Below are 11,524 nucleotides of genomic sequence, written 5' to 3' on the forward strand. Positions count from 1 at the left end.
ATGATCGTGCCCGAGTTGATGAACGCCATCTCTGCCCAAAGTCCGTCGCGCCTGGTCGCGGCTGAGCCGTTCTGTCGCGCCGAGCCCTCGTTGCCGGGATTCACCCACCGCTTCGAGACAGTCGAGGGTGTCAGGCTGCACTATGTCAGCGGTGGCCCGCCGGATGGCGAGGTGGTGGTGCTGCTCGCAGGCTTCCCCGAAAGCTGGTTTGCCTGGCGCAAGGTCATGCCGCTGCTCGGGTCGCGCTATCGGGTCATCGCGCCGGATCTCCCGGGGCAGGGCGACTCGGACCGGCCAGCGGAAGGCTACGACACGCAGGCCCTGGCCACGGCGGTGCATCGCCTGCTGCAGCAGCTCGGCGTCACCAGCTATCATCTGGTGGCCCATGATATCGGCGCGTGGGTGGCCTATCCCTATGCGGCCCTGTTCGAAGCCGAGGTGCGCAGTCTGGCCCTGCTCGATGCAGGAATTCCGGGCGTCACCTTGCCCGAGGCGCTGCCGTTCGCGCCCGACCGCGCGTGGCGCACCTGGCACTTCGCGTTCCACGCCGTCGCGGATCTCCCGGAGATGCTGATCCATGGCCGCGAACGCGACTATCTCGCGTGGTTCCTGCGCCGCAAAGGGGCCGATCCCCAGGCATTCTCCGAAAGCGATCTCGACGAATACGCCCGCGTGCTGACCAAGGCCGGCGGCTTGCGCGCCGGGCTCGCTTATTATCGTGCCGCCGCACTGTCCGCGCTTCAGAACCGCGAGCTGAAACAAAGGGGCAAGCTGAAGCCGCCGGTGCTGGCCGTCGGTGCCGACCAGGGATCGATCGTGGACATGGCCGCGCCGCTCAGGGAGGTCGCCGATCACGTCGAGGGCATCATCATCTCCGGGTGCGGTCACTACATTCCGGAAGAACAGCCTGCCATCCTGGCGGAGGAGCTGAAGGCCTTCTTCGGCCTCGCCGGCGCGGGGCCGATCTGAGCTGTCGGTTGATATCGCGGCCTGCCGTGGACAGGCCTATGCCGCAGCAGGCCGCGTCGCGCATCGGTCGATCCAGATGCCGATGACGACGCCGACGACATAGGCCGCGATGTTCCACAGCGAGAAGATCCGTCCGAGCAGCAGCGCGCCGGCCAAGGTCAAGCGGAAGCTGTCGAGCCAGGGCGTGTGGATCAGCCTGGAGGCTTCGACGATCACGGTGACGGCGAGCGCCAGCCCGCCGATCTGCCACGGTGACATCCGCGGCAGCAGCGCGACGAGCAGCATGTAAACCATCGTCGCCCAGAGGAGGGAGCCGCCATACTTGACGATGAAGGCGGGCGCTCCGAGGCCGAGACCGGCGAAGCGCAGTGCGAGCCCGAGCGCGATCATGATCAGTGCCGTCGCAAACGCCATCGCGGCGCGGCGGCGCTTGCCGGCGCGCGGCGGCCGCCAGGAGGATAGCGTCGTCATGCGCGCGCCGCGCCCCCGCGATGCGCCGACGGGCTGTGGGATGTCAGGTTTTCCGATTGACTTGCCACGACCGATGCTCAACACCGCCTTCAACTATCAATGTCCAGAAAGCTCCCGGGAGGAGATCGATGAGTCCGTCCGCCACCACTCCGGCCGCACCTGACCGCTCCGACATCGAGGCCGCGACCATCCGCGCGATCTCCTGGCGGCTGATTCCCTTTCTGGTGCTCGCCTATTTCTTCTCCTATCTGGATCGCGTCAATCTCGGCTTCGCCGCGCTGACCATGAACGCGGAGCTGAAATTCTCGCCGCTGGTGTTCGCCTGGGGCGCGGGCATCTTCTTCATCGGCTATTTCATCTTCGAGGTGCCGAGCAATCTCGCGCTGGAGAAGTTCGGCGCCAGCCGCTGGATCGCCCGCATCATGGTGACCTGGGGGATCATCTCGGCGCTGATGGCCGTGGTCTCGGGCCCCTGGAGCTTCTACACGCTGCGCTTCCTGCTCGGCGTCGCCGAGGCCGGATTCTTTCCCGGCATCATCCTCTATCTCACTTACTGGTATCCCGCGCAGTATCGTGCGCGCTTCCTCGCCGCCTTCGCGGTTGCCGTGCCGATTTCGACCGTGATCGGCGCGCCCGTCTCCGGCCTGCTGCTCGGCATGCACGGCCTGATGGGGCTGCAGGGCTGGCAGTGGCTGTTCATCATCGAGGGAATTCCGTCCATCATCCTCGGCGTCGTCACCTGGTTCTATTTGACCGACCGGCCGGAGCACGCGACCTGGCTGTCGGCGGAGCAGAAGGCCTGGCTCGCGGCAAGGCTCGAGGCCGAAACGGCGGCGAAGCAGGCCGCCGGACACATGACGCTCGGTGAGGCGCTGTCGTCGCCCAAGGTGATCGTGCTCAGCCTGATCTATTTCGGCTTCGTCGGCGCGCTCTACGGCATGCAGTTCTGGCTGCCGCAGATCGTCAAGGCGTTCGGACTGAGCAATGTGCAGACCGGCTTCGTCACCGCGATCCCCTATGCGTTCGGCACCGTCGCGATGATCCTGTGGGCGCGGCATTCCGATGCGACGCGCGAGCGCGTGATCCATGTCGGCGCGCCGCTGATCCTGATCGCTGTCGCGCTGGCCGCCTCGAGCGTGATCGGCGATCCCACGCTCACCATGGTCGCGCTGACGGTCGCCGCGATCGGCGTGTTCTGCGTCTTCGGCGTGTTCTGGACCTTGCCCACGGCGTGGCTGTCGGGCACGGCCGCGGCCGGCGCCATCGCGCTGATCAACTCGATCGGCAATCTCGCCGGCTTCGGCGGTCCCTATCTGGTCGGCTGGATCAAGGACACCACCGGCTCCACCACCCACGGCCTGCTCGCGCTGTCGGTGTTGCCGCTGATCGCCGGGCTGCTCGTGTTCTTCGGCGGCCATGAGAGCAGGGTCGAATTCGCGGACCAGGCGCCGGCGGAGTGAGTCCCACGTGCATGCTGTGATCGGCATTCGGCTTTCGACCGTTGTCCGGCACGGCCCCGAAAGGACGGCGGGGATGGGCATTGACGCAGTTCAGAGCCTGCCTGCCGCGCCAATGAGCACCTGCGGCAACATGTCCAGATGTTCACGAAGTCATGATCACTGACGAATATTGACAATCGTCACTCAACATTCGACACTTCCTCGCAACTGCAGCGAGGGTGCCCCATGTTGATCCGCCTGATTTTCGCGAGCTATACCAAGCTGTTGACTGGTCTTGCGCTGGCCACCATGGCCGTCGCCCTGGCCGGGTGCAATGAAACCGTCGCCCAGAAAGCCGAGCCGATCCGGCCGGTGCTGGTCGCCCCCGTGCATTACGAGGCCGAGACGCCTGAACGCAGCTTCGTCGGCACCATCAGGCCGCGCATCGAGGCCGATATCGGCTTCCGCGTCGCCGGCAAGGTCGCCAAGCGCCTGGTCGAGGTCGGCCAGACCGTCGATGTCGGCCAGCCGCTCGCCACGCTCGACGAGGTCGACCTGAAGCTCCAGGCCGAGCAGGCCGAAGCCGAATTCCGCGCCGCCACCGGCGTGCTTGCGCAGGCGTCCGCCGCCGAGACCCGAGCCAAGGAGCTGCGGGCCAAGGGCTGGACCACCGATGCTCAGATGGACCAGGCCAGGGCGTCCGCCGACGAGGCGAGGGCACGGCTCAACCGTGCCGAACGCTCGGTCGAGCTGACCCGCAACTCGCTGTCCTACGCGACGCTGGTTGCGGACGCGCGCGGTGTCGTCACTGCGAGCATGATCGAGCCAGGCGTGGTCGTTGCCGCCGGCCAGGCGGCGATCCGTGTCGCGCGTTTCGCAGAGAAGGAGGCGGTGGTCGCGATCCCGGAGACCCTGCTCGAACGCGCCAAGACCGGCAGCGCCTACGTCACGCTGTGGTCGGAAGCCGACAAGAAATATGCGGCGAAGCTGCGCGAGATCGCGCCCACCGCCGATTCCGCGACGCGCACCTATCTCGCCAAGTTCTCGCTGCCGGACGCCGGCGAAGCCGTCTCGCTCGGTATGACCGCGACCTTGACGCTCGCCGATCCCGCCACCACGCGCGTCGCGCGGCTGCCGCTGTCGGCGCTGTTCAGCGAGGGCCGCGATCCGTCGCTCTATGTCGTCAACGACAAGGGCGAGGTGACGCTGAAGCCGGTGAAGGTGAAGGCCTATGACAGCAAGGATGTGCTCGTCACGTCAGGCGTCGACGAGGGCGACAAGGTCGTGGCGCTCGGCGTGCAGAAGATCGATCCCGCCCAGAAGGTGCGAGTCGTGTCAGCGCTGACGTTCTAGTTCTCCTGTCGTTCCGGGCGCACGCAGTGCGAACCCGGAACCTCGAGATTCCGGGTTCGATGCTTCGCATCGCCCCGGAATGACGAAAGTAATGGTTGTCATTGCGAGGAGCGAAGCGACGAAGCAATCCAGACTGTTTCCACGGAAGGATTCCTGGATTGCTTCCACCGTCGCCCTTCGGGCTCTGGCGGACAAGTCGCTTCGCTCGCAATGACGATCACTGAGAATGGCCTGGAATAGCGATATCGGATCATCGGAGAGCACCCATGAAGCGGTTCAACCTGTCGGCCTGGGCGGTCAATCATCCGCCGCTGGTGCTGTTCCTGATCATCGCGCTCGGCGTCGCCGGCTTCTTCTCCTATCAGAAGCTCGGCCGTGCCGAAGATCCGTTCTTCACCGTCAAGGTCGTCAACGTCTCGGTGATGTGGCCGGGCGCGACGGCGGCCGAGATGCAGAGCCAGGTCGCCGACCCCATCGAGAAGAAGCTGCAGGAGCTGCCTTACTTCGAGAAGGTGCAGACCTATTCGAAGCCGGCCTTCACCGCGATGCAGGTGACCTTCCGCGATTCGACGCCGCCGGCAGAGGTGCCGCATCTGTTCTACCTGATCCGCAAGAAGCTCGATGACGTGCAGTCGTCGCTGCCGTCGGGCATCGTCGGGCCGTTCGTCAATGACGAGTTCTCCGACGTCGATTCCATCCTGTTCATGATGACCGGCGACGGCGCCGATTATGCGCAATTGAAGAAGACCGCCGAAGGCCTGCGCCAGCGCCTGCTCAAGGTCACCGGCGTCACCAAGGTCAATCTCTACGGCACCCAGGACGAGCGCATCTATGTCGAGTTCAGCCATGCCAAGCTCGCCACGCTCGGCATCACACCGCAGGCCCTGTTCGATTCGTTGGCCAAGCAGAACAATGTGACCCCGGCCGGCACGGTCGAGACCTCGTCGCAGCGCGTGCCGCTGCGCGTCACCGGCGCGCTCGACGGCGCCAAGGCGGTGGCGGAGACGCCGGTCGAAAGCAACGGACGCGTGTTCCGGCTCGGCGACATCGCGACCGTCACCCACGGCTACGTCGATCCGCCGAGCTTCAAGGTGCGGCAGGAGGGCAAGCCCGCGCTCGGCATCGGCGTGGTCACGGCCAAGGAGGCCAACATCCTGGAGCTCGGCAAGGAGGTGCACGCCGCCGCCGACGATTTCATGAAGGCGGTGCCGCAGGGCATCGAGATCGAGCAGATCGCAGACCAGCCCAAGGTGGTCGAGCACGCCGTCAGCGAGTTCGTGCACTCGTTCGTCGAGGCGCTGGTGATCGTGCTGTTCGTCTCGTTCCTGGCGCTGGGATGGCGCACCGGCATCGTGGTGGCGCTGTCGGTGCCGCTGGTGCTCGGACTCGTCTTCATCGTCATGAACATCATGGGGCTCAACCTGCACCGCATCTCGCTCGGCGCCCTCATCATCGCGCTCGGCCTGCTGGTCGACGATGCCATCATCGCGGTCGAGATGATGGTGGTGAAGATGGAGCAGGGCTGGGACCGGATGCGCGCCGCGTCGTTTGCCTGGGAATCCACCGCGTTCCCGATGCTGACCGGAACCCTGGTCACGGCCGCCGGCTTCCTGCCGATCGGCTTTGCCAATTCGGCGGTCGGCGAATATGCAGGCAGCATCTTCTGGATCGTCGCCATCGCGCTGGTCGCGTCGTGGTTCGTCGCGGTGATCTTCACGCCCTATATCGGCGTCAAGCTGCTGCCCGACATCAAGGTTCATCACGACCATGATGAGCACGCGATCTACGATACGCGCATGTATCGCGGCCTGCGCCGCGTGATCCGCTGGTGCGTCGATCACCGCATCACCACAGTCGCTGCGACGGTCGGCGTGTTCGCGGCATCGATCGTGGCCTTCGGCCACGTCCAGCAGCAGTTCTTCCCGCTGTCGGAACGCCCCGAGCTGTTCCTGCAGTTGCGGCTGCCGGAGGGCACCGCATTCGGTGTCACCGAGAAGGCTGCCAAATCAGCAGAGAAGCTGCTCAAGGACGACAAGGACATCGAGACCTACACCGCCTATGTCGGGCAGGGCTCGCCGCGGTTCTGGCTCGGCCTCAACCCGCAACTTCCGAACGAGGCCTTCGCCGAGATCGTGATCGTCGCCAAGGACGTCGCCGCGCGCGAGCGCATCAAGGCCAAGATCGAGACCGCGGCTGCGAATGGCGAGCTGAACGAAGCGCGCGTCCGCGTCGATCGCTTCAATTTCGGTCCGCCGGTCGGCTTCCCGGTCCAGTTCCGCGTCATTGGCCCGGATGCGGCGAAGGTGCGCGAGATCGCCCATCAGGTGCGCGACGTCATGCGCCAGAACCCGAATGTCAGGGATCCGCAGCTCGACTGGAACGAGCAGTCGCCCTACCTCAAGCTGGTCGTCGACCAGGATCGTGCCCGCGCGCTCGGCCTGACCCCGCAGGACGTGTCGCAGTCGCTGGCGATGCTGATCTCCGGCGTGCAGGTCACGACCATCCGTGACGGCATCGAGAAGGTCGGCGTCGTCGCCCGTGCGGCGCCGTCGGAACGGCTGGATCTCGCCCATGTCGGCGACCTCACCATCACCTCGAAGAACGGCGTGGCCGTGCCGCTGCAGCAGATCGCCAAGATCGAGTATTCCCACGAGGAGCCGATCCTGTGGCGTCGCAACCGCGACATGGCGATCACGGTGCGCGCCGACGTGGCCGATGGCGTCCAGGCGCCGGATGTCACCAACCAGATCTCGCCGAAGCTGCAGGATATCCGCAACCACCTCGCGCCCGCCTACCGGATCGAGGCAGGCGGCGCGTTCGAGGAATCCGCCAAGGGCAATGCCTCGATCTTCGTGCTGTTTCCGCTGATGGTCATCGTGATGCTGACCCTGCTGATGATCCAGCTGCAGAGCTTCTCACGGCTGATCCTGGTGTTCCTGACCGCGCCGCTCGGCATCGTCGGCGCCTCGCTCGGGCTCAATGTCGCCAACGCGCCGTTCGGCTTCGTGGCGCTGCTCGGCCTGATCGCGCTCGCCGGCATGATCATGCGCAACGCGGTGATCCTGGTCGATCAGATCGAGACCGACGTTGCTCATGGCCTGACCCGCAAGGAGGCGATCATCGAGGCCACGGTGCGCCGTGCCCGCCCCGTGGTGCTGACCGCGCTCGCCGCGATCCTCGCCATGATCCCGCTGTCGCGCTCGGCGTTCTGGGGCCCGATGGCGATCACCATCATGGGCGGGTTGTTCGTTGCAACCTTCCTGACGCTGCTGTACTTGCCTGGATTGTATGCCCTATGGTTCCGCAAGAGTCTGGACGAGCGCGGAGCGAAAGACGCGGATCATTCCGCAGCGCAGCACACTGACGTGCCGAGGCCCGCGCTTCCTCTGGCCGAGGCCGCCGAATGAAGGACCAACAAGATCGCAGGCATGATGACCCTGGTTTCCGACCATATCGAATCCGATACGCACGAGCGCATTCTCGTCGTTGCTGAGCGCCTGTTTCGACAGATCGGCTACCAGAAGACGACCGTCGCCGACATCGCCAAAGAGCTCCGTATGAGCCCGGCGAATGTCTACCGGTTCTTCGACTCCAAGAAGGCGATCCACCGGGGGGTCGCCCACACGCTGATGGCCCAGGTCGAGGCGGCCGCCATCATGATCGCGGAGCGGCCCGGCCCGGCGGCGCCGCGGCTGCGCGAGCTGCTCGGCACGATCCATCGCATGAACACCGAGCGCTATGTCGGCGACAGCAAGCTGCACGAGATGGTCGCGGTGGCGATGGAGGAGAGCTGGGACGTCTGCGAGGCGCACATGCTGCTGATCACCGAAATCATCGGCCGGGTGATCGGGCAGGGCGCGGCGTCCGGCGAATTCGTGGTCACCGATCTGCCGCTGGCGGCAAAATGTGCGACGACCGCGATGATGCGCTTCTTCCATCCGCAGATGATCGCGCAATGCGCGACCAAGCCGGGCCCGACGATCGACGAGATGATCGATTTCGTGCTGTCAGGCCTTGGTTCCAGGCGCGCTGCAAGCTAAGTTCGCCGTCATTCGAGCGAAGCTTCGTCGCTTGCGCTCCCCGCAATGACGGAAGGGACGACGGCGTGACCGAACGGGATCTGCATTTCTACGAACCGAAGAACGGCCACGGCCTGCGCCACGATCCCTTCAACGCCATCGTCGCGCCGCGTCCGATCGGCTGGATCTCGTCGCGTGATCCGGACGGTCACGTCAACCTTGCGCCGTACAGCTTTTTCAACGCCTTCAACTACACGCCGCCGATCATCGGCTTCTCCTCGACGCAGTGGAAGGACTCGGTCGCCAACATCCAGGACACCGGCGAGTTCGTCTGGAACCTGGTGACGCGCGGCCTGGCGACGCAGATGAATGCGACCGCCGCGCATGTCGCGCGCGAGGTCGACGAGTTCAAGCTTGCGGGCGTGACGCCGGTAGCTTGCAAGTTCGTCAACGTGCCGCGCGTCGGCGAAAGCCCTGTCGCGTTCGAGTGCAAGGTGACGCAGATCATCCAGCTGCAGGGCGCCGACGGTGCCAAGGCGCAGGCCTGGCTGACGCTCGGCGAGGTGGTCGGCGTGCATATCGACAAGACGCTGATCAAGGATGGCGTCTACCAGACGGCGCTGGCGCATCCGATCGTCCGTGCCGGGCGTCGCGGCGACTATTTCGAGATCATGCAGGAGGCGATGTTCGAAATGGCGAGGCCGGACTGACGGACTTGCGCCTCTTGAACGCTGCTGCAATTGGAGACCACCCGACGTGACCGAAGCGACCGTCCATGCCGCGCTGTCCGCGCCGACCGAGCCCCGCGGCGATCTCTGCATCCGCACCCTGGCGATGCCGGCCGACACCAATGCCAATGGCGACATCTTCGGCGGCTGGCTGCTCAGCCAGATGGACGTCGGCGGCGGCGTGTACGCCGCCAAGGTCGCGAAGTCGCGCACGGTGACGGTCGCGATCGAGGCGATGAACTTCCGCAAGGCGGTGTATGTCGGCGATCTCGTTTCGGTCTATGCGCATCTCGTCCGCGTCGGCCGCACCTCGATGACGGTGCGTCTCGAAGCCTGGGTGCTGCGCCGGAAGGAGGAGCAGCCGATCCTCGTCACCGACGGCAACTTCACCTACGTGTCGATCGACGACGATGGCCGGCCGCAGCCGATCCGGCGCGACGGCTCCGTCACAGCCTGATCACATTCGCGGTCTGTCGGCGCAAGTAACCTCTGTTAATCCGCCGCATATGTCGCTCGCTCGGCATAAGGAACCGCGATCCGGCGATACGCGTTTGTTTGGGTCGGGCGGGACGGAGACGCGAAGGCCGAGCATGCGCGCTCGGCGTCTGCCGCGATCACTCTCGCGCGAGATGCGCCTTGTCCACAGGGCGAGCGTCTTTACGATAATTGCAAGTTCTGGTTGCTTGGCTGCGCGTTGCCGCGTCTCTGCCGTATTGCGTGCTTCGAGTGACACATTCGGACGAGCAGCGCTGACGGCAGTTCGTTTTCGATCCACAAGGCAAAAAATGCCAGCCGGAAAAAATTGCCGGCACAGAGGAAACGGCGGGGGCGTGTTGCGCGAACAGGGTGGGAGGAAGTCCATGTCGGACGTTGACGAGAAACTGACCTTGCAGGTCCTGAAGAAGCTGCAGCAGCGGCTTCTCCACGCCGAGCGCAGGATTTGCGTCTACGAGAATCAGCTCAGCGCGTTTCGTGAACATCACGTCGAGGTGTTGAGGGATCTGCGTACGATCTATCAGTTGCTCGGTCAGCATCAACACCGTCTCGGCGGAGCCGATGCGTCGCTGCGCAAGGTGACGCTCGTGCCGGATGATCCGCACTGATTCGACATGGGTCACGGCGTGAGTGCGTGCAGCGCAGCCAACATAACATCCACACAATTTCCTGTTGGCATTCACATCGGAATGGCCGGTGGCTCCCTGCACGGAACATTCGTCATGGAGCTCGGTTATACGCCCCGGAATGAACGACGGGATTGCGCAATGTCCGACACCTACATCATCGAGGTCAGCTCCCAGGCGGCGGGGATCGTCGTCCGTGATCGCGGCGGCTTCCGCTTCTTCGCGGCGTCCCATCGCTTCAATGCCCTCGAGGGCCAGGTGTTTCGCAATGCCCGCGAAGCCGAACGCGCCGCGATTCGGCTCGTGACCGGCGAGCTGAGCGCAGCCGCCTGAGCAGACGGGCGCACACGGCGGACGTCAGCCGGACAGACCGCGCGCGACGTTTCAGGCGATTGCTGCGATGCGCCCAATGCTTGTCGATTGACGCTTGACTCGATCAGCATCACCATGGTGCAGCTTGTCCCTGAAAGCTTGCCATGGCCGTCCTCTCTCAACGTCAGACCGACATCCTCAACATCGCGCGCGCCTCCGGCCGCGTCATGGTGGAGGATCTCGCGCGCCGCTTCGAAGTCTCGGCCCAGACCATCCGCAAGGACCTCAACGATCTGTGCGAGCAGCGCGCGCTGACGCGCATCCATGGCGGGGCCATCATCGCCTCCGGGGTCGAGAATCTCGCCTACGAAGCGCGGCGCTTCGTCGCTGCCGAGGAGAAGAAGGCGATCGGTGCGGTCGCAGCCGCGCGGATTCCGAACGGCTCCTCGCTGTTCATCAATATCGGCACCACGACGGAGGAGGTGGCGAGCGCGCTGTCGTCGCACCAGGACCTGCTCGTCATCACCAACAATCTCAACGTCGCGATGCTGCTCTATCCGCATCCGCGCATCGAGGTGATCGTGGCCGGCGGCACGGTGCGGCGCTCAGACGGCGGCGTGATCGGATCGACCGCGACGCAGCTGATCGGCCAGTTCAAGGTCGACTATGCGATCATCGGCGCATCCGCGATCGACGAGGAAGGCGCGCTGCTCGACTTCGACTATCGCGAGGTCCAAGTGGCGCAGGCGATCATCGCCAATGCCCGCAGCGTGATGCTGGTGGCCGATTCCACCAAGCTCCACCGCAGCGCGCCGGTGCGCATCGCCCATCTCAGCCAGATCCAGACCTTCGTCACCGACCGGCCGCTGCCGGACGGACTCGCCAGCCTCTGCCATAGCCGCGGCATCGAGGTGGTCTCGGCGATGTCCGCCGACGAGGCCGACGACGCCGCAGAGGCAACCGAAACGGCGGGGTCCGCCGTGCTCCGCCGCGCCTGACTTTCCGCCACTCTCGCAGGCTCCTTGATCCCGGTTTGGGCAGGTTTTGCCCAACCGCGGCCCAACATGCGAATTTCGATTTGCTTTCACTTTCGTTTGTGTTTAACTCGAAAC

11 protein-coding genes are annotated in these 11,524 nt (G+C 65.0%); 10 read left to right on the forward strand and 1 reads right to left on the reverse strand.

Features of this window, described 5'->3' with window-relative positions:
- Nucleotides 1-6: 6 nt before the first annotated feature.
- Entirely contained in the window at nt 7-969 is a 963-nt protein-coding gene (locus QX048_RS02900) for an alpha/beta hydrolase (protein ID WP_315827012.1), read from the forward strand.
- Nucleotides 970-1,005: 36 nt separating this feature from the next.
- Here QX048_RS02900 and QX048_RS02905 read toward each other — a convergent pair whose 3' ends face one another.
- A complete protein-coding gene (locus QX048_RS02905) occupies nt 1,006-1,440 on the reverse strand; it encodes a DUF2809 domain-containing protein (protein WP_315827011.1) in 435 nt (144 codons plus the stop codon).
- A 128-nt stretch (nt 1,441-1,568) separates the two neighbouring features.
- Here QX048_RS02905 and QX048_RS02910 point away from each other — a divergent pair, with 128 nt between their 5' ends.
- From QX048_RS02910 to QX048_RS02950, 9 genes are all read left to right on the forward strand, one after another.
- Entirely contained in the window at nt 1,569-2,900 is a 1,332-nt protein-coding gene (locus tag QX048_RS02910; protein WP_316192128.1) for an MFS transporter, read from the forward strand.
- A 225-nt stretch (nt 2,901-3,125) separates the two neighbouring features.
- Nucleotides 3,126-4,232, forward strand: a complete 1,107-nt coding sequence (locus tag QX048_RS02915) for an efflux RND transporter periplasmic adaptor subunit (protein ID WP_315750370.1) — start codon at nt 3,126-3,128, stop codon at nt 4,230-4,232.
- A 266-nt stretch (nt 4,233-4,498) separates the two neighbouring features.
- Nucleotides 4,499-7,639, forward strand: coding sequence for an efflux RND transporter permease subunit (locus tag QX048_RS02920; protein ID WP_315717348.1), 3,141 nt, complete (start codon nt 4,499-4,501; stop codon nt 7,637-7,639).
- A gap of 21 nt (nt 7,640-7,660) precedes the next feature.
- Nucleotides 7,661-8,272 (forward strand): TetR/AcrR family transcriptional regulator, encoded by a 612-nt coding sequence (locus QX048_RS02925; protein ID WP_315750372.1) that lies wholly within the window; start codon nt 7,661-7,663, stop codon nt 8,270-8,272.
- 65 nt (nt 8,273-8,337) lie between these two features.
- A complete protein-coding gene (locus QX048_RS02930; RefSeq protein WP_315717346.1) occupies nt 8,338-8,961 on the forward strand; it encodes a flavin reductase family protein in 624 nt (207 codons plus the stop codon).
- Nucleotides 8,962-9,007: 46 nt separating this feature from the next.
- Nucleotides 9,008-9,436: an acyl-CoA thioesterase gene (locus tag QX048_RS02935; RefSeq protein ID WP_315717345.1), complete on the forward strand. Its 429-nt coding sequence runs from the start codon at nt 9,008-9,010 to the stop codon at nt 9,434-9,436.
- A gap of 403 nt (nt 9,437-9,839) precedes the next feature.
- Nucleotides 9,840-10,082, forward strand: a complete 243-nt coding sequence (locus QX048_RS02940) for a hypothetical protein (RefSeq protein ID WP_315717344.1) — start codon at nt 9,840-9,842, stop codon at nt 10,080-10,082.
- A gap of 159 nt (nt 10,083-10,241) precedes the next feature.
- Nucleotides 10,242-10,433: a hypothetical protein gene (locus QX048_RS02945; protein WP_315717343.1), complete on the forward strand. Its 192-nt coding sequence runs from the start codon at nt 10,242-10,244 to the stop codon at nt 10,431-10,433.
- A gap of 143 nt (nt 10,434-10,576) precedes the next feature.
- Entirely contained in the window at nt 10,577-11,410 is an 834-nt protein-coding gene (locus QX048_RS02950; RefSeq protein ID WP_316192127.1) for a DeoR/GlpR family DNA-binding transcription regulator, read from the forward strand.
- The last annotated feature ends 114 nt before the right edge of the window (nt 11,411-11,524 follow it).

Origin of the sequence: Bradyrhizobium sp. SZCCHNS30572 (assembly GCF_032484415.1) — a bacterium.
Classification (GTDB): domain Bacteria; phylum Pseudomonadota; class Alphaproteobacteria; order Rhizobiales; family Xanthobacteraceae; genus Bradyrhizobium.